The organism is Candidatus Margulisiibacteriota bacterium, from assembly GCA_003242895.1.
Taxonomy (GTDB): Bacteria; Margulisbacteria; Riflemargulisbacteria; order GWF2-39-127; family GWF2-39-127; genus GWF2-39-127.
This window is the reverse complement of record QKMY01000055.1, coordinates 17,438-38,242: the sequence shown is the minus strand read 5'-3', so window position 1 is coordinate 38,242 and position 20,805 is coordinate 17,438. Positions and strand designations below refer to the sequence as shown.

The 20,805-nt window shown below is 39.9% G+C and carries 26 protein-coding genes; 8 read left to right on the top strand and 18 right to left on the bottom strand.

What is annotated here, in order from left to right:
* Nucleotides 1-189: 189 nt before the first annotated feature.
* The 4 genes from DKM50_09600 to DKM50_09585 all read right to left on the bottom strand — a co-directional run bounded on the left by DKM50_09600 (nucleotide 190) and on the right by DKM50_09585 (nucleotide 4,108).
* On the bottom strand, nucleotides 190-1,515 hold the full coding sequence (locus DKM50_09600) for a TIGR04295 family B12-binding domain-containing radical SAM protein (GenBank protein PZM79023.1): 1,326 nt from the start codon (nucleotides 1,513-1,515) through the stop codon (nucleotides 190-192).
* A gap of 18 nt (nucleotides 1,516-1,533) precedes the next feature.
* The gene (locus DKM50_09595) at nucleotides 1,534-2,532 is read right to left on the bottom strand and encodes a hypothetical protein (GenBank protein ID PZM79022.1); all 999 of its coding nucleotides are present in this window, start codon (nucleotides 2,530-2,532) and stop codon (nucleotides 1,534-1,536) included.
* Between the two features lie 194 nt (nucleotides 2,533-2,726).
* A complete protein-coding gene (locus tag DKM50_09590; GenBank protein PZM79021.1) occupies nucleotides 2,727-3,311 on the bottom strand; it encodes a hypothetical protein in 585 nt (194 codons plus the stop codon).
* Nucleotides 3,312-3,616: 305 nt separating this feature from the next.
* Nucleotides 3,617-4,108 (bottom strand): hypothetical protein, encoded by a 492-nt coding sequence (locus DKM50_09585; protein PZM79020.1) that lies wholly within the window; start codon nucleotides 4,106-4,108, stop codon nucleotides 3,617-3,619.
* A 329-nt stretch (nucleotides 4,109-4,437) separates the two neighbouring features.
* On the opposite strand from DKM50_09585, the gene DKM50_09580 reads away from it, so the two are divergent.
* On the top strand, nucleotides 4,438-4,968 hold the full coding sequence (locus DKM50_09580; GenBank protein PZM79019.1) for a hypothetical protein: 531 nt from the start codon (nucleotides 4,438-4,440) through the stop codon (nucleotides 4,966-4,968).
* Between the two features lie 63 nt (nucleotides 4,969-5,031).
* On the opposite strand, the gene DKM50_09575 is transcribed toward DKM50_09580, so the two are convergent.
* Nucleotides 5,032-6,417, bottom strand: coding sequence for a DNA helicase UvrD (locus tag DKM50_09575; GenBank protein ID PZM79018.1), 1,386 nt, complete (start codon nucleotides 6,415-6,417; stop codon nucleotides 5,032-5,034).
* A gap of 220 nt (nucleotides 6,418-6,637) precedes the next feature.
* On the opposite strand from DKM50_09575, the gene DKM50_09570 reads away from it, so the two are divergent.
* The 3 genes from DKM50_09570 (at nucleotide 6,638) to DKM50_09560 (ending at nucleotide 9,090) form a co-directional block, all read left to right on the top strand.
* Nucleotides 6,638-7,414, top strand: a complete 777-nt coding sequence (locus tag DKM50_09570; protein ID PZM79017.1) for a hypothetical protein — start codon at nucleotides 6,638-6,640, stop codon at nucleotides 7,412-7,414.
* Between the two features lie 403 nt (nucleotides 7,415-7,817).
* On the top strand, nucleotides 7,818-8,567 hold the full coding sequence (locus tag DKM50_09565) for a hypothetical protein (GenBank protein ID PZM79016.1): 750 nt from the start codon (nucleotides 7,818-7,820) through the stop codon (nucleotides 8,565-8,567).
* 112 nt (nucleotides 8,568-8,679) lie between these two features.
* Nucleotides 8,680-9,090 carry a hypothetical protein gene (locus tag DKM50_09560; protein PZM79015.1) on the top strand — a complete coding sequence of 137 codons (411 nt, stop codon included), beginning with the start codon at nucleotides 8,680-8,682 and terminating at the stop codon, nucleotides 9,088-9,090.
* Between the two features lie 107 nt (nucleotides 9,091-9,197).
* Here the strand turns inward: DKM50_09560 and DKM50_09555 are convergent, their stop codons facing one another.
* Nucleotides 9,198-9,695 (bottom strand): hypothetical protein, encoded by a 498-nt coding sequence (locus tag DKM50_09555; GenBank protein PZM79014.1) that lies wholly within the window; start codon nucleotides 9,693-9,695, stop codon nucleotides 9,198-9,200.
* Between the two features lie 203 nt (nucleotides 9,696-9,898).
* The gene (locus DKM50_09550) at nucleotides 9,899-10,186 is read right to left on the bottom strand and encodes a DUF1540 domain-containing protein (GenBank protein PZM79013.1); all 288 of its coding nucleotides are present in this window, start codon (nucleotides 10,184-10,186) and stop codon (nucleotides 9,899-9,901) included.
* Nucleotides 10,187-10,509: 323 nt separating this feature from the next.
* On the opposite strand from DKM50_09550, the gene DKM50_09545 reads away from it, so the two are divergent.
* Nucleotides 10,510-11,646, top strand: coding sequence for a poly-gamma-glutamate biosynthesis protein (locus DKM50_09545; GenBank protein ID PZM79012.1), 1,137 nt, complete (start codon nucleotides 10,510-10,512; stop codon nucleotides 11,644-11,646).
* Here DKM50_09545 and DKM50_09540 read toward each other — a convergent pair.
* Together DKM50_09540 and DKM50_09535 are read right to left on the bottom strand one after the other, a co-directional pair.
* Nucleotides 11,629-12,468 (bottom strand): hypothetical protein, encoded by an 840-nt coding sequence (locus DKM50_09540; protein PZM79011.1) that lies wholly within the window; start codon nucleotides 12,466-12,468, stop codon nucleotides 11,629-11,631. The two genes, DKM50_09545 and DKM50_09540, sit on opposite strands and share 18 nt — an antisense overlap.
* Nucleotides 12,465-13,880 (bottom strand): hypothetical protein, encoded by a 1,416-nt coding sequence (locus DKM50_09535; GenBank protein ID PZM79010.1) that lies wholly within the window; start codon nucleotides 13,878-13,880, stop codon nucleotides 12,465-12,467. The genes DKM50_09540 and DKM50_09535 overlap by 4 nt, the downstream gene beginning before the upstream one ends.
* Nucleotides 13,881-14,348: 468 nt before the next feature.
* Between DKM50_09535 and DKM50_09530 the strand changes: the two genes are divergently transcribed.
* The 3 genes from DKM50_09530 to DKM50_09520 all read left to right on the top strand — a co-directional run bounded on the left by DKM50_09530 (nucleotide 14,349) and on the right by DKM50_09520 (nucleotide 16,263).
* Nucleotides 14,349-14,534 (top strand): 4Fe-4S ferredoxin, encoded by a 186-nt coding sequence (locus DKM50_09530; GenBank protein ID PZM79009.1) that lies wholly within the window; start codon nucleotides 14,349-14,351, stop codon nucleotides 14,532-14,534.
* Between the two features lie 12 nt (nucleotides 14,535-14,546).
* The gene (locus DKM50_09525) at nucleotides 14,547-15,746 is read left to right on the top strand and encodes a chromate transporter (GenBank protein ID PZM79008.1); all 1,200 of its coding nucleotides are present in this window, start codon (nucleotides 14,547-14,549) and stop codon (nucleotides 15,744-15,746) included.
* Between the two features lie 136 nt (nucleotides 15,747-15,882).
* Nucleotides 15,883-16,263, top strand: a complete 381-nt coding sequence (locus DKM50_09520) for a rhodanese-like domain-containing protein (GenBank protein PZM79024.1) — start codon at nucleotides 15,883-15,885, stop codon at nucleotides 16,261-16,263.
* Here the strand turns inward: DKM50_09520 and DKM50_09515 are convergent.
* The 9 genes from DKM50_09515 to DKM50_09475 form a co-directional block, all read right to left on the bottom strand.
* Nucleotides 16,256-16,432, bottom strand: coding sequence for a hypothetical protein (locus tag DKM50_09515; GenBank protein ID PZM79007.1), 177 nt, complete (start codon nucleotides 16,430-16,432; stop codon nucleotides 16,256-16,258). The two genes, DKM50_09520 and DKM50_09515, sit on opposite strands and share 8 nt — an antisense overlap.
* Nucleotides 16,433-16,442: 10 nt before the next feature.
* Nucleotides 16,443-17,057 (bottom strand): methyltransferase, encoded by a 615-nt coding sequence (locus DKM50_09510; GenBank protein PZM79006.1) that lies wholly within the window; start codon nucleotides 17,055-17,057, stop codon nucleotides 16,443-16,445.
* On the bottom strand, nucleotides 17,032-17,394 hold the full coding sequence (locus DKM50_09505; GenBank protein PZM79005.1) for a dinitrogenase iron-molybdenum cofactor biosynthesis protein: 363 nt from the start codon (nucleotides 17,392-17,394) through the stop codon (nucleotides 17,032-17,034). Before DKM50_09505 ends, DKM50_09510 begins: the two co-directional genes overlap by 26 nt.
* A gap of 178 nt (nucleotides 17,395-17,572) precedes the next feature.
* Nucleotides 17,573-18,271: a cytochrome C biogenesis protein gene (locus tag DKM50_09500; protein ID PZM79004.1), complete on the bottom strand. Its 699-nt coding sequence runs from the start codon at nucleotides 18,269-18,271 to the stop codon at nucleotides 17,573-17,575.
* 1 nt (nucleotide 18,272) lies between these two features.
* Nucleotides 18,273-18,692, bottom strand: coding sequence for a thioredoxin (locus tag DKM50_09495; protein PZM79003.1), 420 nt, complete (start codon nucleotides 18,690-18,692; stop codon nucleotides 18,273-18,275).
* On the bottom strand, nucleotides 18,692-19,102 hold the full coding sequence (locus DKM50_09490; GenBank protein PZM79002.1) for a hypothetical protein: 411 nt from the start codon (nucleotides 19,100-19,102) through the stop codon (nucleotides 18,692-18,694). The genes DKM50_09495 and DKM50_09490 overlap by 1 nt, the downstream gene beginning before the upstream one ends.
* 22 nt (nucleotides 19,103-19,124) lie before the next feature.
* A complete protein-coding gene (locus DKM50_09485) occupies nucleotides 19,125-19,358 on the bottom strand; it encodes a thioredoxin family protein (GenBank protein ID PZM79001.1) in 234 nt (77 codons plus the stop codon).
* A gap of 26 nt (nucleotides 19,359-19,384) precedes the next feature.
* Entirely contained in the window at nucleotides 19,385-20,335 is a 951-nt protein-coding gene (locus DKM50_09480) for a permease (protein ID PZM79000.1), read from the bottom strand.
* 35 nt (nucleotides 20,336-20,370) lie between these two features.
* Nucleotides 20,371-20,700, bottom strand: a complete 330-nt coding sequence (locus tag DKM50_09475; GenBank protein ID PZM78999.1) for an ArsR family transcriptional regulator — start codon at nucleotides 20,698-20,700, stop codon at nucleotides 20,371-20,373.
* Nucleotides 20,701-20,805 lie beyond the last annotated feature (105 nt).

The following is a 20,805-nucleotide window of genomic DNA, read 5'->3' as shown; positions in this document are numbered from 1 at the left end:
GCATCTGAAACTTTTTAATTATTCTCAATCTGGCCGGTTTATTTTGAATCGGCCAGATTATTCAGCAACATTAAGCCGGATTATTCTGAGAAATAACAATAATTAGTAAAAGTAAGATCCTATAAAGTAAGTTACTAGAGCCCGCCTATTCTGCGGGCTCTAGTAACTTAAATTTAACTAAGCAATTTTTTAATTTGTAATATGCATCCGTTGTTCGATAATCGATCTCTTTTCGAGTTCCGATGGATGCGTAAGCTGTTCTTCCAGCAGATCATTGCTACCTATAGAGTTTTTTGCAAAGTATTCAAATGCTTTTTCCCAAGCCTTGTCATCTGGTTCTCCCCATAGTTTTTCATAGTCTTCAGTACCGGGATAAGGGAACTCGTTGCCAGGTTTATTTGCCCAGATACCAAAATGCTGGAGGTATTTTTTCCAATTTTCGACTAGTTCGGGATTATCGCTTTTTGAATCAATAAGCATTGCCTTCACAAAAGGTATTCTTTTTTTGGTATAAATTATATGTTCAATAATTTGTTTCGAGGTTACGATATATTGATTATTTGGCAGCAGGTATTTTTTCTCGCTGATATTCTTAACTTCGGCTTCAATCGATACGCAGCCTGACATTCCCAGCAAATTTAATCGCTCCCTGGTCCATAGCTCAAGTCTAGTTTGTATACCGAATTTTATGGGCCGTTCAGCAAGGGCAAATAAGAGATCCGTATCTGGCAGGAACAATTCGTCGATAAAATATACATATTCTATGCCACAATGTATGAGATGATCCAGCTCTTTTATTACGGTACTGAGCTGCCGTTTCCTATAACGGCTACGAAAGGGATTTGAAGTGGGCATTGGATTGCCTCGGGAAGCCTCTATTTCTGCCCCGGAAGATAGGTCTGGGAAATTAAAACGATTATGCTGGTGGTGATTCCTTGAAAGTAGCTCTGCAGGCCATAATAGAGATGTCAGGTTATTCATGTCTGATTCGTATGCTGAACCTTGAACTATAATTTCATTCTGGTTTTTATAGCAAATTGAGGGGATATTTTTCCAGGTTAACGGATTTTTATCTGTAAAAAGTGATACTATTTCTTCGCATTCTCCAATAATTACTGCATCAATGCCAAGCTTTCTGAGTATTATTTCCGGAGTTAACGATCCGTGGGGGCCGACAGCAATTTTTGTTGCAGGTATGTTGTGAAGCACCTTGATGGTTTCAATCGGGATGATTAATTCCGGGGGAGTGTCTCGCCAGGAGAGATAACTAGGCGCTGTAGTGATAACTACGAAGTCAGGATCAAACCTGATGAGTCGATTATAAATCCCTTGTATGCTTAGTTTCTCGAAGTGGCCATCAATTATAATTGCTTCATGTTTTTTCTTTTCCAGCAGGGATTTTGTATATCCATACTCGATTGGAAGATGGGGTTCATTGCATCCGGGAGAAAAAACGCCGTTTAATGACCAGTTAGGATTAATGAGCGCAAATCTCATTGTACAATCCTCCCACATTCAAGTGTTCGATAGTTTTTAAGCAGCAGCTAAGCCAATTCTCTCTGCCCGCTCCCTGCTGTTAAAAAAAATTGATCCCATATCATTTATTTGTTGCGTGCTCAGGATATTTTTTGCAATCTCGAATATTCTGCTTTCCTCTACTTTGATATGATGTTCTATGAGATCTCTTAGTACCGATAATTGAGGGTACCAGGCATCGGCATCTATGGGTTTTTGATCGAGTTCATCTAATAGAAACTGAGCCGCATGGTGTTCTTCGAAGGCCTTGAGTGTTTCACCATAGGCTATTTCGTTTTTTGTTAGTGCCTGATAAAATATCTTTTCCTCAATTTTCATATGCATTAGAAGTTCTTTTTGGAGCGAAGAGAAAAGTCTTTGCCTGAATCGCTTTTCAGTTTCCGGGAGGTTTTTCAATTGATCGAATATATTTATAACGATTGCATGATCTGCTTTGAGCTGGTCAAATATATTTTTGCTCCGTTCACCTTTGCTCAAAGATTCTCCGGCGACCACCTCTATCGTTTCGGTTTCATTGCTATGATGGGACTCCTGTGCGCCCTTTCCCGGTACTCGTTCCCAAAGGCGATCGACAATGGCCTGGCTAATATACTGTAAATGCTTTTTTTCATCGTTAAAATTGAGCTTAACTTGATTTTTTATTATCAAGGGCATATCAAGGTCAGCAACTTCTTGATAATTACGATTAATAAGCTTTTCATTAGATTCAAGTGCTCTAAGTGCACCTTCAGTCCCGGTAACACTTCTAAGTACGGTAAAACCTTCAATAAAAAAACCTTTGAGGTCTCTTATTAACTGTGGAGGTGCTTCTCCCAGATCGAGAATACGATCAGACAGATTCTTGATATGTCTTTCGTGATCGCTATGAAATTCTGCAATTTGCCGATGAATTTCAGGTTCGTCGATTTGGTCAAGCGCCTGTTCGTATGAGCGTGCAGCATCAAAGTCGGTCTGCATAAGCGAAATTAATTTATCAATTATCTCTTTTTTATTCATAATCCCGCCTCCGTTTTTATCAAATTACCTTCTTTTGCTATTGAAGTTATTGGTTATGTCATTATGTCTGCCTCATTTTATTCAAGCGGTCGTTAATGTCAATGATGAAAGAATCTGGACGATACGGCTTAATTTGGGTCTTTAGCTGCAGACTCGAAAAAGAATAACGCAGCATCTCCGCGATAGAGAAGTGACTAAAACAGCACTTTGTAGCCGAGTAAAAGATTCGTGACGCTTTTATCAAAGCCACTTACCGAAAAATTGTTTACTCCGGTTTCCAAAAGAAGGGCTTCATTATCAAAATTGAAAAGTTTGGTTTTGATAGATAAGCCTAAAATAAGGTTGTAGCCGAGGTTTCCTTCTGATTTTGACGGACTGTTTGTTCCTGCACCTATATATAGAGAGAGAGGTGTCCCTTCGTTATTGTAATAGAGAAGCTCGTTAAGATAAAAGACTGCGGAGCTTTGATCATCCCCTTGAGCAAATCCATAGCTTATCCTCGTGAATAGGGTGAATACATCAGATATGCTGATCGGAATTGTTGTCAGGTCTGCAATGATGCCAAATCCCGGTGCTATAGCTCCAACTCTGAATCCAGGCTGGAACCAAGATTTTATTTCGGTCGAAATACTGATCTCCTGGTCATCATTGTTATCAGCAATTAGCATGACCGAGGACTGGATGTTCTCGATTTTCTCATTACTGTGACCAGGAAGCGAGAACAGGCAGATGACCACTATTATTGTTACAATGGGAGCGAAAAATTTTCTAAAAAGCATGGGTCGCACCTCCTTAATTTGGGGGCATTATATATCATCCTTTAGAAAAAAATAGTACCTTATTATTTTTTCGATAAGTATTGGTAACTCGCCGGATAGTTAAATTCAGATCAGAAAAAGCTCAAAAGAATTGTCTGGGTTAAAAAGAATCGCATAGAAACGACCAAATGCTTCCGCCGATACCCCCATTAGTCGCTAGCGATGTTATTCGCGGGGCTGTTGCGATTTCCGATGTCATTATAAAAAAAGTATTGGCGAGCAGCCCTCTCTACGATTACGAACCGAACGAAGCAGTAGAAGTGCGATTATAACTTTTTGCGATCGATAACATAAAGGATAATGATAACGAAAGGTACAAGAACATCGGAGTATAGGATCGATCCTGCATTGAGCGACGTGTAATTCTTCATCAGAATTATCTGTCGTACATGGCTGATACCAGCACCGAAAAGAAAAACCGAGGATATAATTACCGTCGCTAGCCAGAAGTCCTCATCTTTCCAAGCGCAAAGCAAACCCAGGACCCCCATCCCCAGATTCGATATGCCAACTTGAAATTGGAATGGACTGCCTGTCGGCCAACCTATGCCTTGCGCTAATGTGTTCGCAAAAAATATATGCCCTAATCCGGCAAAAATGCCTTGTAGCCCGATAGCATAAATCAGTAAGTATTTGAGCAGCGATCTTGCCGGGGGTTGTTTGTACAGGGAGATAGCGACCAGAGAGTGGACGATAGCTAAGAGAATAAAAAGAAAGCTGAAATTATTATTGATAAATTGAGATAATTCGCCTGTCATAGGTGCATTCCTTTCTTGCTAAAATAAGTTTATTTTAATATTCGGATTTGATAATAAAAGAATGATTTTGTCAATGGGTGAAATTGTGAGGACCAGTTCGAACTCCTATTAATAAATTACCCTGACCTGCGCCTTTTTCCTATCCTGATTCCCAAATTATCAATAACTGTATCAGACAAGAAGCGGAAAAGCCAAAAAACACCGGATTTACAGCTAACAGGCTAATTGGGAAAAATAATAGGAGGATTAATTCGCTGTGCGAATATAATATTAATTTACTATAATGATAAATATCGTGTATGATTAAATTATTATACGAGGAGAATCAAATGAAAAAAATCTTTTTAATTTTGTTTTTATCCATAATAGTTGTGTTATTACACGGTTGTTTTACTGCCAAGGAATCAGGGTCACCTGCCCCAGCACAAGATAATACACATGTTATTATTACAGATCATTTTGGATATGATTATTCTGCTCAAGTTGCTACAGGCAATTACGAGGTAAGCGATGGCGGGATTCTCGCCTGGTGCCCAGATAGTACTACGAATGCAACTTATGCGGATTATTCCGGGTACTTCTGGTATTCTAATTTCATGACAAATAGTCCTAACTATACCTCTATGTTCAAAAATTGCGGACCAGTTGAGCTGTCATCCATAACTTCTATCCCAAATACCTGGGATGCAATTCCATTAGACCCTATCGTTACAAATAATTGTTATGTGGCTAAGTGTCATGACGGGTACGTGGCATTTCAAGTCCTGGCTATTGGTTCGGCGAATATCACAGAAGACACTTCAGACAAGTTTATGCCTGTGAAAATAAAATATAAATATACTGCGACAAATAATTTTTAAACGATAATACAGGCACAAAATTAATTGGAGCCAAAAAAACGTTACAGGTGATATCTCAGTATTTTAAGTAATTGTGGGCTTGAGGCGGCATTGCGCCTGGAACTGGTCAATATCGAATCGAATCGAGCCTTTGAAGGAGGGCGGAGCGGTCAACGCGTTATCCTGCCCGGCTACAAGGGAATGGCTGGAAATGCCGGATAGTTCACCTTTTTTGAACATGGTGATCCTTCCAAATTCGCCGTCAAAGCCTTCTTCGATATAAATCTGACCCCGGCGCATCCGCATAATGCTTTCAGCCAGCAATTCGCCGCCGGATTCGCGGATTTGAGATTCCTGCGCAAAGAGCAGCGTATGGAAATCAGGTCCGATGTTCTTAAGAACCTCAAAATATTTTTCCCGGACACGTTTTGTTGTGGTTTTCTTGTTCTCTAATTCGGCAATGATGTCTGGGAGCGAGGTTATGGAATAAAAATCTTTTTTGCAGGGCGCAGTTGTTATATCATTTCGGTCGGCAAGCTCGGCTACCCGGTACAAGACGCCTTTGGTTACCGGTTTAAGACATACCGGGCAGAGATCAGCATGCTTGATGGTTTCTAAGGGGTCCCAGCAGATATTGCAATTGCGATGTCCATCGTAATGGTATTTGCCTTCTTGAGGAAAGAATTCGATAGTGCCGAGAAATCCCCGATTGTACTTGAGAGCATCATAAATGGCTTGATAGGAGAGTTCCGTATCAAAAATATTGGCTTCGCGTCCGAGCTTTTCGGGGGAATGGGCATCAGAGTTGGAAACTAGTCTGAACGTGTCGAGAAAGCTGCATGTCCAGTTCATTGCCGGGTCACTTGAAAGCCCTGTTTCCAGTGCAAAAATGTGCGGCGTAAGATCGCCGTAACATTCCTCGATTGTATCAAATCCCGATTTTGAGCCTAGTACCGAAAACCAGGGCGTCCAGATATGAGCCGGTATTAGAAAGGCATTGGATGACGATTCCAGTAGTATTTCTAACAGGTCTCTCGAATCAAGGCCGAGAATCGGCCGGCCATCGGACCTGATATTGCCGATTTTTTCCAGGCGGACCTGAAATTTCTCAACTGAAGCAAAGTCGGGGAATACGCAGAGATTGTGGACTTTGCGGACTTTTCCGTTTTTTTTGTAGATATTACTTATTTCTGTTGTTGGCAAGAAGTGGACAGTTCCTGGCATGGTTATGCAGTCGGGGGTATTTGCCGGGCTGAGTTGATATTCTTTTTTGAGCTGATAGAGTCCGTTCCCAGCTATAGCGAGTTTTTCCTTTAGTTCGCGCAGCCAGCCGGGGTGAACACAGTCTCCTGTGCCCATGACCTGGATCCCTTTTAGTTTTGCCCAGTAATCGAGGTACTCCGGGATCAGCTTTTTACTGGTGGCTAATGAATAATGCGAATGAATGTGAAAGTCCGCGATAAACTTCATGATTAGCTTCTTTCGCCAAAAGATAAGTTTGATTTAAACACTATAATAGTAATTGAAGAAATTTTAAATAGCTTAAACTATAAACTCAATAAACAGGTATCTTTGCTATAATAATAAAATAGGCTTGCGCTACCTCTGCGAGGAGAATGAAAACTAATGCGAGGCTTTGATTGTTAGGGTACTTAATGTTCTCGATTAACAAGCAATAGAAAGGGTTATTATGAAAAATATTAAAGAAGCGATAACAATGGCAAATTCTTTATTACCAAAGGGCGTTATTTACCCGGCTGAACTACTTATGAAGCATGACCTCACAAAAAATCCTGACAGGGAATATCTCTCTTACTTAGTGAATGGCGGTGCCGGTGGCGGTTACCATCACTGGCTAACGCTGCTTCTGAAGCATTCTGAAGCTAAAACGATCGTTGAGCTAGGGAACCGGTATGGTTCGAGTACAATTGCATTGTATCATGGGTTAAAACCGGACCAGGTACTGTATTCCCTGGATATTGTTAAAGATCAGCGATTTGTGCCGGAGGTTATCTATTCGGATCAACGGGTAAAATTCGTTATCGGAGACGCACTGGACCTGAATTCTTATTTAGATAATAACATTGATATTCCGATTGATATCGATATATTCTGGACGGATACGGAGCATTTCTATGAACAAGTAGCCGCCGAGTTTGATGTCTATGAACCGCTTTTTTCTGATGAGGCTATTATCGTAATGGATGATATAAACATGAATGATACCAGGCAGTTATTTGATGCGATGCCTTTCGAGAAATACGACTTAACAAGTATTTGTCATGGGAGTGGATTTGGTGTGATTCATTATGTTCGAGACGAGAAAGAACGGGGTAAAAGCCGGTTAGAGCGTATTAATCAGTCATTATTAAACTCAAGCAAAATTATCTATGGTAAATATCAGCGGAACTTAATTGAACTTGAGCGAAATAAGAAAGTCCTCGCAAACTACCTCTTGATGAATTAGGTTTTCTGCTGCTAGTGCGATAATTCTTGCCCATTTTCGATTTGGTGTGAACTTGGAACTCGACTGAATATTATTGTGCCTAAAATCAAATATAGATAATTGCCCCAAATAAATGCTATGATTAATCATTATGAATAATTTGTAAGTTTCGTTTCGTATGTAATAAAATGTGGTTATTTCCCAGAGAGATTTCATCCCTGAAGTATGTTCAGTTAAAAATAACAAGAAAATTGCAATGACCTAATAGGCTAACCCGAAGGTTGTTGAGACTATCGAGAAAACGATTCAGTCTCTACCAGCACTTTTTTCTTGGTTGAAAGGTGCAACTGACGAATTTGTTCTCGATAAATAATTAATGCAAAAGGAGGTGCGCGGCAAGTTTTTTTATGTGGGATTAAATTAAATGAGGAGGTATTTAATGAAAAGATATATGTTCGCTGGGATTCTTGGTTTGTTGTTATCTATTAGTTGTGCTTTTGCCGCTGACATAACAATTGTCACTGAAGACTGGGGACCGTTCAACTATATTAAAGATGGGAAGGTTACGGGATTATCAACTGAAATTATCCTAGCAGCAGTTAAAGATGCCGGGCTAACTGCAGAGATTAAAGTTCTTCCTTGGTCCAGGGCTTATGATATGGCATTAAAAAACAAAAATGTATTTATTTATACGATAGTTCGCACTTCGGAAAGAGAAAAGTTGTTTAAATGGGTTGGCGAACTTATGAAAGATGAAAATTACTTTTTTAAGCTAAAAGATAGAAAAGATATTAAACTGGCAAAACTTGAGGATGCTAAAGTTTTCAAAATAGGCGCAGTTAAAGATGATGTTCGAGAGCAATATCTGACAGGTAAAAAATTTAAAAAACTGGATATTGTTTCTAACGATGAAAACAATATGAACAAATTGTTCCTGGGAAGAATAGATCTTATGGCTGATAACGAATTTGCGATGTCTTTCAGAGCAAAACAGCTTGGGCTGGATTTTTCCAGATTAGAGAAAACTATTTTAATTCCGGAGTTGTCGGAGCCGCTTTGTTTTGCTGCCAGTATTGCTACTCCAGATGATATTGTAAAGAAGTTAATCGCTTCACTGGAAAAAGTAAAGAAGGGCAAGGAATTTGCAAAAATTAAAGCTAAATATCTGAATTAATTTTAAGGATGTTTAAATTCTCTGGTAATATAAGAAATAAACCTATGCTAGAGGAGTGAACAGCGGGGGAACCTATAGTTTTCCTGATTAAGAAAAGAGGAGTGATTTTTTTATGAAAAAGGTAAGAGTATTATTATTGGGAGCATTGTTGATGAGCATGGTGGCATCGTTTGGAAACGCGGCTACTACCTATATGTTTACTTCGTTAACTGATTCAGGCGCACTAAAGGGAGGTGTCGGGTATAATCTAACGGATATGATCTGTCTTGAGTTAAGTGCAAATAAAAATGGTAGTGCACAGACAAACTTTTATGCCGATGCTTATTATGGTCCGTATGCAATTGGTGTAGGGAATGACGGAGCCGATTATTATTATGATATCATGTATAGTGTTTCTAAACCGATTAATAGTGAGTTATCTCTATGTATAACCGCAACTCTTATTGAGATGTATTCAAAAGAGAATACTAAGCCTAATTATTTACCAGGGTTCTCTGCTTCAGTTAGTGTACCGCTATTTTAAGCTAGAGTATTATTCTGATGATAAGGATACCCTTAAGCCAAAAGCTTAAGGGTATTTTTTAGAGATATCTGCTATGCGGTAAAGCCTTTCTAATGCAGGTAAAACGGCTACGTGAGCTTACGCTTAATCCCCTCGTTCACAGCCGTGGTAATAGCTGCAACTAAGTCTTGATATTTTTTTTCGTTCATGAGGGTATCAAGTTCTTTCTTGATGTCAATCAATTCGTAAATTATAAAATCAGAGGCACCTATTGCTTGAATGTCTTCGCCTAAGACTATCCGGAGTTTAAGGCTGTTTTCATCTTTCATTTGCATATTTTTATCCAGATCGGCGTGGAGAAAAACAATAAGCGAGTGGCTCCCGACATTGACATTATGCCGGCATTTTCCTTCCTGATGTATTACTGGCGGCCGTATCAGGATATTAAAGCCAAAAACAGGTTCAAGGGCATCATATTTATAAAAATGGTTTTTATTTTCATATACGAGATAGGCAGGTCTGTCATTTCCTTTTAGTAATGCTTGTACGAACGATCTCACTTGGTTCTGAATTGGACGATAAGGGTTTTCCCATTTTTCCTGGAGCTGAATAACTTTTTTTATCATAGTAATCAATCCCATATGTTAAGGCATAATACCGCAGTTTATTTCCAACTGGGCTTACACATTAATATATCGAAAATTGCCCACACATAATTTCATTTTTTTTATGACGTTTTCGTTTTTTATGACCCAGTGTGAAAGAGTTTTCATACGCTATGCGCTAGTCCACAATCATAGGGAGGATGATTGTATTAATTCAAAAAAAATTATACCGGTAAAAAAGTAGTACAGTCCGGGTGGTTATTATGCAAGCCCACATGAATCCCGTCAGCCTTGCATTCCAGGGATTCATTGTACGTGCAGGCAATTACCTTGCAAGCGCCGACTGCACTTGCAACATCGTCAAATCCTGCTTTCTTTGCCCCTTTGAAGTAGGTATCACAGGTTGGCTCAAGGTCCCCAACCGTTATGGCATCAGCATGACATCGTTGATTATTATTAAAGGCACAGTCCGCCATTAAACAATCCAAAATTCTTGGAATACGCTCCTCCATACTAAACACCTCCTTGTTAACAAGCATCCTCCCCATATGGTGCTGCATCATAAAGGGTCTGAGCCCAAAGTCAATCGACGATAAAATGGGTTATCGCGGGTTATTTCAAGGTCTTTTGTCATGATACAGCTTTCTGGATCCGTATAGTTATCTTTCCGGTAACAAATCAATGTAATGTGAAAATTGTAATTGATTTCTTTTTTGGATATTACGGAGTGGAGCCGATATGGTAGAATCCGGTCAATTCTTATTCCGATATCGGGATGGGCTGCATATATTTCAAGAACGTTAGCGGCATAAGCAATTATAATTGGGAAAAGACTATGCACCAAGGAGCATTTTTATTCAGGAATGCCAGATTAATTTCTCTATTTTTCTGTGGTGATGTTATGACTGGCAGAGGCATTGATCAGGTACTGCCTTATCCCAGCGATCCGATTATCCATGAAGCTTACCTAAAGGATGCCAGGGGATATATAGAGCTTGCAGAACAGGGGCAAGACCCGTTTCCCCGCAAGGTTGATTTTTCTTATATCTGGGGAGATGTTCTTGAAGAACTCGAACGGATTAACCCTGATTTTCGCATTATTAATTTAGAAACGAGTATAACGACGAGCAATGATTACCTGAAAAGCAAGGGTATAAACTATAGGATGAATCCCAGGAATGTTCCGTGCTTCACGGAAGCTAAGATAGATTATTGTTCTCTTGCGAATAATCATGTTCTTGATTGGGGATATGCGGGGCTTACTGAGACCTTGGATGTTTTAGATAAAGCTCAGCTTAAACATGCCGGAGCAGGGCGGAACAGTAAAGAGGCACAGTCTCCTGCGATAATGGAGTATTCAGAAAAAGGACGACTCATTGTCTTCTCTTTTGGGTCGGGCACGAGTGGCATTCCTAATAGCTGGATTGCCAGTGAAGCTCTGCCTGGAATAAACCTAATCCCGGATTTTTCGGTTGAAACTATAGAGTTTATAAAAGAAAAGGTAGGAAAGGTGAAACAACCAAACGATGTGGTGGTTGCCTCAATTCATTGGGGTGGAAACTGGGGGTATGAGGTTCCGGCGGATCAAAGAGAATTTGCTCACAGGCTTATTGATCACGCCGGTATTGATATTATTCACGGACATTCTTCTCATCATGTTAAGGGAATTGAAGTATACAACCACAAGTTAATTCTCTATGGGTGTGGTGACTTTTTGAATGACTATGAGGGAATTACTGGTTATGAACTATTTCGTGGTGATCTGGGGCTTATGTATTTTGCAAGCATTGATTCACAGACCGGCAACCTTTGTCAGCTTCGGATGACACCGACACTGATTAAATATTTTAGAGTTAATCGTGCCTCAAGAGTAGCCGCCGAGTGGTTAATCAATACTCTGAACCAGGAAGGAAAGAAGTTTGGAACTTCGGTCGCATTAAATTCAGATAATTCTCTAAGTTTGCAATTTTGATAGATTTCTTAAGAATAATCTACTTTGGCGGGCATCGCTGAGGACCTCGTCGTTCCTTCTTTGCTGATTACCAGCTAATTCCAGAATTATGCTACCTCGAAATGCTGTCCTTGTTAACGATAGAAGCAACTTGTGCCAATCTATCGTTCCCGATCCCGGAGGTAAATGATCATCATATTTTCCTTTATTATCATGGGCATGGATATATCTTAAATAGCCTGAGATTTTGTAGGTTATTATATCTATATCGCCAGATAATGCAGCATGCCCCGTATCCATGCAGGTTCCTACGTTTGTGGTATTAATCGATCCCAGGATCCAGAGCATATCTCTCATATTTCCAAATATCAGGTGAGGTAATACATTCTCTAAAACAAGGTCGATCTTATGGTCCTTACAAAAAGATGCAACTTTGTTAAGGACTTTTCCCGCATTTTCCAATCTCTGCATATGGTCCTGGTCTGAAGGGTTGTGAGGCTTTTCCGGCCCGGGATGTATTACCAAATACCTGACTCCTATTAAGACGGCAGCGTCCGCAGCATTGAGTAATTCCTGGTACGAATTGTCCCGCACTTTTTCATCAAGGGACGTTATATCGATATCAGCTCCGAAAGGGGCATGAAAAGAATACGGCTCGATTCCTAATTCTGCCATTTTTGCTTTTGCCTGTTTTACAGCTTCTTTATTATGATAATCAAGATGGCTGGGAGAAGAACTTATTTCAATAGTACAGAACCCGGCATTTCTTATATCTTCCAGGCAATCAAAAATGCTTATCTGGTAAAAGCAGCCGGTTGAAATACCGATATTCCAATCATTCATGATTTTTTCCTTTTTAACAAATTTGCTCTTAATGTGTCGAGCGTGCAGGATTGATTATTATCGAAACAATAATGCATTCCTTTGGTTGACGTACAATTAAAATCGTTTAAATTATCTAAGCCGACCTCAATCTGTCCGGCAAAAACTCTCACATAAAAATCAGCGCGTAATGAAGCATCATAGGTATACCAGTGATGGCCCCAGCCATAATCACGCTCATATTTTGACCTGATTAATCCGGCAATATGCCGGGGATGCCAGTCAAGCGCCAGAAGAGATCGGACAACAAGCCTGATACCTCCAGGTTTTTGCAAAAGGTCATTCGGGTGCATCAGAATATATTGAATACACGGCGGTAGATCTTTCATAGAAAGCCTATCATAAGTATTTGGCCACGTTTCAGGATGATGGTGTTCCAGAGAGTAAAAGCGGGTATGGAAATCAGCTAAATCGGATTGTTGGTACTCCGCAATAAGCGCTGACATAAAATCGGACTGGTCGGGAATCCTTACAGCAGAAGTTATAGCAAGGGAGGCTGCTTTTTTTTCGTCTCTCATTATCCGGATAGCGTGGTTTATTTCCAAATTGTTTCTCGGTATCATAAAAATAAATGGCATATTGCCTCGCGTACTTTCATTCAAGATACCGTATTTGTACCAGGGTTTTAGGTATACACTGAACGGCAGCCGGATCATTCTGGTAGTTAATGGGTCTCCGTATTCGGTTATATCTATAGAAATCATTTCTCGCCCTCGTTCTTGAGGAGTAACTTCAACAGCAGCAAGCTCTAGAGGAAGCTTAGATAACGGACCGGCTTTGCGTTTTATTAGATGAGCAACGTATTCCATAACCAGGGCAATACCAGAAAAAGCTTTTCCCAAGGATACATCAACTTCTTCACCTTCAGGGCCACGGTTGCTTTTATAATAATTAAGCAGATCTTGAGATACCCGCCCTATATTTTTTAGCAAGTCAAAAGCTTGTGACTTTTTTTTAATTCTCCAGGTGAAATGATGGCCTCGGCCACTTAATAAATTGAGTGCAATTATATTATATTGAAGCAAGATTTCCTCTACGGCATTATGTACAGGGTGTTGCAGAGAAAAGGTCCTTATAGGGTCCAGGTAAGCTTCTGCCGGAAAATCGTAATTAACGTACTCGATATCAAGGTCTATGATTAGAGAGTCTCTATCCCACAAAGACCGGCATATATCCAAGCCATTATTCAAATAGAAATCAAGGTCCACTGGAGGTCTTTTCTCATATTGATCAGAAGCCGGAATATCGCATCTGGTTATATAAACAGCGGAACTAGTGCTCAAAGTTGTTCCCCCGAGAAACTCTACCATTCGGTCACGAATTTTTTTATTTCTATAATACCCCGACGATTTTATATTTTTTTTTTCTTCCATAGTCTCATTTCCAGGTTGAATAACTATTACCATTGTACGTGTCTTGCCGTAAGCTTAATTCTAGCTTGATGAGTCTTGTATCACAGATAGGGAATTACATAAACACCCGGGTTTTTAAGATGTGAAAGCCGTAATTAAATTCAGTTAATCAAGAAGAGTTCTCTTTCATATAAGGGTGTGCAGGCAAGACAAAGTATCTTTGAATATATTGAAGCTTTTTGTAATCGTAAAAGGAGGCATTCAGGAATTGGGTGTTTTTCGCCCGATGACTATGAAAAGATTTTTATGCTAAAATGTGCATAATCTGATGTGCCGCATAGATTAACAACCGAGCCGCCCTTTAATAAAGATTCAGATTCTTTTCTTCCGACTAAAACGCTATATTCGCATATTGCAATGCAGAAGCAGAAATGTTATCCTTTTAATATCATTTTGTAGTTAAGCATTAAAAAAGAGGAGGTTATAAAAATGTCTATTATAGTTAACAATGCAAAATGCCCGCAGAATCACCCATGTCCATCTATCCGGGTATGCCCTGTTGGTGCGCTGACACAGATTGGTTTTAAAGCTCCGGAAGTTGATGAAGAGAAATGTATTGATTGTGGAAAATGTGCTCGCTTTTGTCCGATGGGCGCATTAGTATTGAAGAAATAAGAAAGCGTTAATATGCCAAGTCTCAGAGATATGATCAAGACCAGTTTATATATTGGGGCTACAGGATATGGCGGTCCTGCAATACTTGCTCATATGAAAACGGTCTTAGTTCGAGAGAAGAAATGGATATCGGAAAAGCAGTTTATGGAAGGGCTTAGCCTTGCGCAGCTTTTACCTGGAGCAATCGGGGTTACTCTGATGGGGTATATCGGATACAAGTTCCGAAAGTATCTGGGTGCTATTATAATGCCGCTCTTCTTCGCTATGCCGGCATTTATACTTATTACCGCACTAACCTGGGCCTATTTTCGTTATGGACAGCTACTCTTTGTTAAATCACTTTTTGCAGGACTCGGTGCACTGGTAATCGCACTGCTGCTTAACGCGCTCGTGAATCTAGGAAAAGCCGTCTTTCCAAAGTTATCGTGGAATGATTATAAAGGAATTATTATTTCTTTACTTTCTTTTTCCGGTATCTTTTTCCTTCATATTAATATTATCTTTTTAATAATGCTTTCAGGTCTTTTTGGGCTTGGCTTCTATTACTTCACGGGTGAATTTGAAAAAACCGGTAAAAGCACGAAGGATGAATCAGTGGAAATCAGATCAGAAGAGACTGCGACTGCGAGGTATGGGATAATGGATACCATTCTTCCTATCTTTATTTTCTTGCTGTTTATCGGTGTAGTAGTCCTTTCTCCTGCCAGAGTTTTGTTCGGTGAATTCTTTAAAATCGGTATGCTGGCATTTGGCGGAGGGTTTACTTCTATTCCTTTAATGCAGCATGAGATTGTCGATGCTCATCACTGGGTCGATTTATTGCAATTCAGGGATGGAATTGCCATGGGACAGATTACTCCCGGACCAGTACTAATCACTGCGGCTTTTATTGGCTATAAGGTTTTGGGCATATTTGGAGCGATAGTCTCAACGGCAGCTATCTTTATCCCGTCCTTACTTGCTATACTCGCATTAGGATCATTCCATAGTAAAATTAAGAATCTCAAATTAACGAAAGTTATCATTAAAGGTTTTCTCGCTGGATTTCTGGGACTTATATTGGCAACCATCATCAATTTTGGAATAACGTCGCTGATTAACTGGCAAACCTGGAGCATATTTGCGGTAGCTTCGGTTATACTGCTTTACTTTAAGAAAGACCCCGTATGGGTAATTCTTGGGACAATTGTAGTATCGCTGGTAATATTATGAAAATAGCAGCTTGTATATTTTAATAAAACCTTACAAGTAAAAACTATTAATAGCTGAGGAGATTTATATGAAAAGAACACTTATATTCATGACGGCGGTGCTATTCTCTACAGTGCTGATAAGTAATGGATATTCCATGCAAAAAGGAGAAATTACTTCAGATAATGTGACAACAAAAAAAGTTCAACAAAAATTAAACTATAAAGACATCTCACCGCTGGCAGCAAAAAAGCTCTTATCCAGCAATAAAAAAGCAATCCTCCTGGATGTACGGACTAACCAGGAATATGAAGAAATCCATATTCCCGGAAGCATGCTTATACCCCTTGATCAAATTAACACTGGTGCAAAAAAGAATTTAAAGAACAAGAATGCAATAATTATTATCTATTGCAGAAGTGGAAGAAGAAGTGTTCTCGCTGCAAATGAGTTACTGGAGATGGGCTATAAAAACATTTATAACCTTGGTGGCATCAAAGATTGGCCTTATGAGGTAGAAAAAGACAGTCCTATCTGAGTTGTGACAGGAACTGTTTCGGATCGTGGCCATCTACCCGGTCTTTAACAATAAACACGGTGAATGGTTTTTTGAGGTGTTGGTGAAATAGCACCTCGTGCCCCAGGCATAATCCCATTTCAAGAACAAAAGCCACATCGTCTTTATTGATGGCTCCTGCCTGACCAATAGGGTTACAATTAGCTTTTCTGACCGACCACTAAATAAAAATATTCATTATAGTTCCAGCTCTTAACCTCTGAGAAACCTGAAAGAACTAAAAGTTTTTCTACCTCAGAGACTTCAATCCTATCAGTCACCGAAGGGCCTCTTTCCATCGGTCTTTTTATCCACTCGATAACAGCCAGAGTACCATTTTTTTTCAGGACAGAGCCTGCGGCTTTTAAGAACCGTGGTTTATCTTCTATTTCATGCAAAACAGTACTCATTAAGGCAAAATCAAAATAACTCCGATTCACCGGAAAATCATATTCCTGTGATAAGACAATTTCAATGTTGCTGGCACAAGATTGGGATACTCTGGATTGTAGCTCCTTAAGCATCTCTTTTGAGGTATCAACCGCAACCACTTTACCAGAATTTCCAACTATCTCGGTTGCTGGAAAGGTGAAATAACCAATTCCCGCGCCGATATCAAGCATAATATTATCAGACTTCAATCCCAGATCCAATAAAATTTCTTTGGGAGGAAGTATTTTCATCCGTTCAGGATTATCTAACCGGCCTATATTCTTGGGATCAAATTTGTGCGGCATAGGTTCTCCTTTTCTAATGGGAGTGGCATTCGTGCTCATGCTGCTGACACGAATCACCGGAATCAACTATGTTTCCATCAAGCCAGTTATTAACTGTGGTTTTTACATAACCTGCACAGCCTCTATACACTTCAATTCCCTGGCTTTTTAATACGCTAACAGCGCCGTTTCCCATATTACCTGCCAGCATTACTGTTACCCCCGCCTGGGATAAAGTCTGTGCAATATTTGACTTGCACCCGCAACCTGCCGGTGATTTTATTATATCTTCCGCGATGATCTCCTTGTTATCGTTCACTGTGAAAACCGTGAAATATTCACAATGTCCAAAATGGTCATCTATTTTGCTGTTATTTGTTGGTAATGCGATTTTCATTCTTGTTCTCCTCTAACTTGTTTGCTTTTCGCAATGTAAATTGCGATGTTGCCCATCATCGATTCTTAAGGCTTCAAGCTCATCAAGGCTTAAAGGCACTATTTGTTTTCTTGCCTGATATATCTATACCTTCTTCTTTTAGTATCTCAATTTAATCTATATAAAGCTTTCCGGCAAGTTATTTAAACAGTAAATATATACCGCCAAAAATAATCAGGGTGCCGCAGATTCGTCTTAGCATTAATGTCCCATTTGATTTTTCATTCCAGTTAAGGTATCGCTGTACCAATTCAAAGGAGGTACCGGCTACGACAATAACTGCGCAATGCCCAATAGCATATGCACTAACCAGCATAATGGAAAACCATAAGCTTACGGAAGCTTTGCTCAGAGCGATCCCAAGAACAGGTATCATATAAGCAAACGTGCAGGGTCCAAGTGCAATCCCGAATACCAATCCGAGAATCAAGGCTGCAAATAACCCTTTTTTCTGGAATGATGGCTGTCCAAGCTGGGGAATAAATGGAAATTTCAGAACATCCAAGAGATATAAACCAACAAGAAAAAAAATACCAGCCACCAAATAATTAGCCCACTGACCGATATCTCCAAGCATTCTACCCATAGTCGCAGTAATTAATCCGATTATCACTATAGACATCCATATTCCTGCAGAAAAAAGTGTAGAGAAAATAAATGCTTTTTTCGTTGATGTTTGCCCCTGATCATTCACAAAGCCGATAATCAGAGGAATACTGGATAAATGGCACGGACTAAGAATAACACTGAGTATTCCCCAGATAAGAGCAGCACCCAGCGCGACATGCGCGCTAGAGTAAAGAGCATGTGTCAAATATGTGAATAGGCCAAGTATCATGCTATTTTACACCTTTTAACTTTAACACAGCCTCAAGTTCATCAACAGGGAAAAAACCGACATGCCGGTAATACTCTTTTCCTTCTTTATCTAGGAATACCTGTGTTGGTATTGCTCTAATCCCGTATTGTTCCCCAAATGGACGTCCTTCGGGTGTCCATACGTCGTGAAACACTACTTTGACTTGTCCTTTATACTTATTCTCAACTTCGTCCATAACAGGCTGCATCATCCGGCAGGGAACACAATTCACAGAACCTAACTCAATAAAGGTAACTGCGCTATTTGGGTTTTCCCTGGCAATCTTTTGATTTGCCGTAGGCTCTTTGTCCTTTATAGTTTTTTTTGAAAAGTTGCCGGATGCATATGCTCCTGATACAATTAAAGCCAATCCAATGATAATAATAACGGTTTTTTTCATCAGCAGCTACTTCCACAGGCACAGCTTGTTGGAACACCGGCGGTTGTAGAGCAACAAGGTCCCTTTAAAATAGCATTCGTTACTTCGTTTATTACTTCTTCTGTAACAGGAGTCTGCCCTTTAGTTAATCCCATTTCAGTTAATACATATGCCGTTGGCGTAACTCCGAGATTCTCAAGAGTTTTTTTTGCACAAGCGACAGAGCACCCGTCAATAGTTATATTCTTATCCGCTCCTTTTGCAGAGGCAACAAAGCCAGAAAACCCTGCACCAACTGCTGCAAGGCACGTCATAGCTCCGAATCCTTGAGTTCTAAGCTTGCGAACAACCCTGTCGCTTATCTCGCCAACATCAGCAGCGCCAGAACATGCATATAATAATTTTACTTCTCTACCACAGCATTTACCCATGATTTTTCCTGCCTTTCTTCTCTTAGATTAGTAGTTCCTTCAATTCATCGATTCCCGGCACTTTGCCTGCCACTCTTACTTTGCCGTTGACCACCAGTGCAGGTGTAACCATTACTCCATATTCCATGATTTTTTTAATGTCGGTTACCTTCTCCATGATGTATTCTTCTCCCAGTGCTTTTGCTGCTGCTTCTGTTACTTCCGCAAGTTTGCTGCATTTTGCACATCCCATACCCAAAATTTCTATTTTTTTCATGTTTTTTCTCCTTACTTTCTGATTTATTATGACAATAACCAATTAAACAGATACCCGGTAATAATTATTCCGATGGCAACTAAGCTGAAAAAAGTAGCCAGCAGTTTTGGTTTAAGGACTTTACGAAGGATAATACCTTCCGGGAGAGACAGCGCAGTAATTGCCATCATAAAAGCCAAGGCAGTACCCATAGCCATTCCTTTATCCATCATGACCTTAATTATAGGAATAATTCCTGCGGCATTTGAATATAGCGGTACCCCCAGGAGAACTACAATAGGCACTGCAATCGGGTTATTTTTTCCAGCGACTTCTACTAGGAAGTTAGACGGAGCATACCCATGCATTGCTGCTCCGATTGCTATCCCGGCAACCACGTATATCCAGACTTTTTGCAGTATCTCGTAGACATATCCTTTCGCGTAAGCCATACGTTCCGCCCATTTCTGGTCCGGTATTTCCTGATTTCCAACTGATATCTGATATACGTAATCTTCTACGTACCGCTCAAGTTTAAGCTTGCCGATGATAATCCCGCTGATAATTGCAATGATGAGTCCGCTGACGATATACAGCATGGCAACTTTCCAGCCAAAGAGACCCCAGAGCAGGATAAGTGCGACTTCATTGACCATAGGAGAGGAAACAAGAAAGGAAAAGGTAACCCCAAGCGGTATGCCGGCTTCAATAAACCCGATAAATAATGGCACAGCTGAACAGGAGCAGAAGGGAGTCACTATGCCTAACAGCGCCGCCAGGACATTTCCAACTGCCAGCGGTACATGGCTAAGTATCCTTTTTGTACGCTCAGGTGGAAAAAAGCTTCTTATTATGGCAACAATAAAAATAATCACAGAAAGCAAGAAAAATATTTTTACAGTATCGTAAATAAAAAAATGCAACGATGCTGATAAATGCGACTGAGGAGATAATCCCATAGCTCCGTATACGAGCCAATCAACAAAGCTTTTCCACATATTAATATCCTCCGGTATAATAAATAATCAGAATTTTACATGCAGCAACGAGCTATTTTCCCTTGTGCATCAGCATTCGCAACTAAAACAGAGTCAATACACATGAAGAACTCATTAATGCAAGGTATAACCAGCTTGTAATAGACCTGAAGCCCTTTTTTCTCATCTCTAACCAAACCTGCACTTTTAAGAACAGAGAGGTGTTTTGAGATTGTAGAAGTATCCGCACCAATTAACTCTGTAAATTCGTATACACACTTTGTACCTCTGGTAAGCTCATCAATAATGAGCAATCTGCTCGGATGCGCCATAGCTTTGACAATCTTGGCCCGTGCATCATATTTGGCTTTTTTCAATTCATTCATATCAACACCACCTTGCTATTTGGTAATATAGCAAAATAGCAAAGAGCTGTCAAATCTAAAAAGTTATAATTTTCGATGGGAGTTGAATTGTAATTGAAGTATGAC

Bases quoted from the DNA above. Each gene is read 5' to 3' on its own strand.
- DKM50_09475 (PZM78999.1), bottom strand. From the start codon at position 20,700: ATGAATGAATTGAAAAAAGCCAAATATGATGCACGGGCCAAGATTGTC.
- DKM50_09505 (PZM79005.1), bottom strand. From the start codon at position 17,394: ATGAAAATCGCATTACCAACAAATAACAGCAAAATAGATGACCATTTT.
- DKM50_09555 (PZM79014.1), bottom strand. From the start codon at position 9,695: ATGATAAAAAAAGTTATTCAGCTCCAGGAAAAATGGGAAAACCCTTAT.
- DKM50_09565 (PZM79016.1), top strand. From the start codon at position 7,818: ATGAGGAGGTATTTAATGAAAAGATATATGTTCGCTGGGATTCTTGGT.
- DKM50_09495 (PZM79003.1), bottom strand. From the start codon at position 18,692: ATGAAAAAAACCGTTATTATTATCATTGGATTGGCTTTAATTGTATCA.
- DKM50_09480 (PZM79000.1), bottom strand. From the start codon at position 20,335: ATGTGGAAAAGCTTTGTTGATTGGCTCGTATACGGAGCTATGGGATTA.
- DKM50_09570 (PZM79017.1), top strand. From the start codon at position 6,638: ATGAAAAATATTAAAGAAGCGATAACAATGGCAAATTCTTTATTACCA.
- DKM50_09500 (PZM79004.1), bottom strand. From the start codon at position 18,271: ATGATACTTGGCCTATTCACATATTTGACACATGCTCTTTACTCTAGC.
- DKM50_09545 (PZM79012.1), top strand. From the start codon at position 10,510: ATGCACCAAGGAGCATTTTTATTCAGGAATGCCAGATTAATTTCTCTA.
- DKM50_09600 (PZM79023.1), bottom strand. From the start codon at position 1,515: ATGTGGGAGGATTGTACAATGAGATTTGCGCTCATTAATCCTAACTGG.
- DKM50_09580 (PZM79019.1), top strand. From the start codon at position 4,438: ATGAAAAAAATCTTTTTAATTTTGTTTTTATCCATAATAGTTGTGTTA.
- DKM50_09525 (PZM79008.1), top strand. From the start codon at position 14,547: ATGCCAAGTCTCAGAGATATGATCAAGACCAGTTTATATATTGGGGCT.
- DKM50_09535 (PZM79010.1), bottom strand. From the start codon at position 13,880: ATGGAAGAAAAAAAAAATATAAAATCGTCGGGGTATTATAGAAATAAA.
- DKM50_09510 (PZM79006.1), bottom strand. From the start codon at position 17,057: ATGAGCACGAATGCCACTCCCATTAGAAAAGGAGAACCTATGCCGCAC.
- DKM50_09595 (PZM79022.1), bottom strand. From the start codon at position 2,532: ATGAATAAAAAAGAGATAATTGATAAATTAATTTCGCTTATGCAGACC.
- DKM50_09575 (PZM79018.1), bottom strand. From the start codon at position 6,417: ATGAAGTTTATCGCGGACTTTCACATTCATTCGCATTATTCATTAGCC.
- DKM50_09585 (PZM79020.1), bottom strand. From the start codon at position 4,108: ATGACAGGCGAATTATCTCAATTTATCAATAATAATTTCAGCTTTCTT.
- DKM50_09550 (PZM79013.1), bottom strand. From the start codon at position 10,186: ATGGAGGAGCGTATTCCAAGAATTTTGGATTGTTTAATGGCGGACTGT.
- DKM50_09490 (PZM79002.1), bottom strand. From the start codon at position 19,102: ATGGGTAAATGCTGTGGTAGAGAAGTAAAATTATTATATGCATGTTCT.
- DKM50_09530 (PZM79009.1), top strand. From the start codon at position 14,349: ATGTCTATTATAGTTAACAATGCAAAATGCCCGCAGAATCACCCATGT.
- DKM50_09560 (PZM79015.1), top strand. From the start codon at position 8,680: ATGAAAAAGGTAAGAGTATTATTATTGGGAGCATTGTTGATGAGCATG.
- DKM50_09590 (PZM79021.1), bottom strand. From the start codon at position 3,311: ATGCTTTTTAGAAAATTTTTCGCTCCCATTGTAACAATAATAGTGGTC.
- DKM50_09520 (PZM79024.1), top strand. From the start codon at position 15,883: ATGCAAAAAGGAGAAATTACTTCAGATAATGTGACAACAAAAAAAGTT.
- DKM50_09540 (PZM79011.1), bottom strand. From the start codon at position 12,468: ATGAATGATTGGAATATCGGTATTTCAACCGGCTGCTTTTACCAGATA.
- DKM50_09485 (PZM79001.1), bottom strand. From the start codon at position 19,358: ATGAAAAAAATAGAAATTTTGGGTATGGGATGTGCAAAATGCAGCAAA.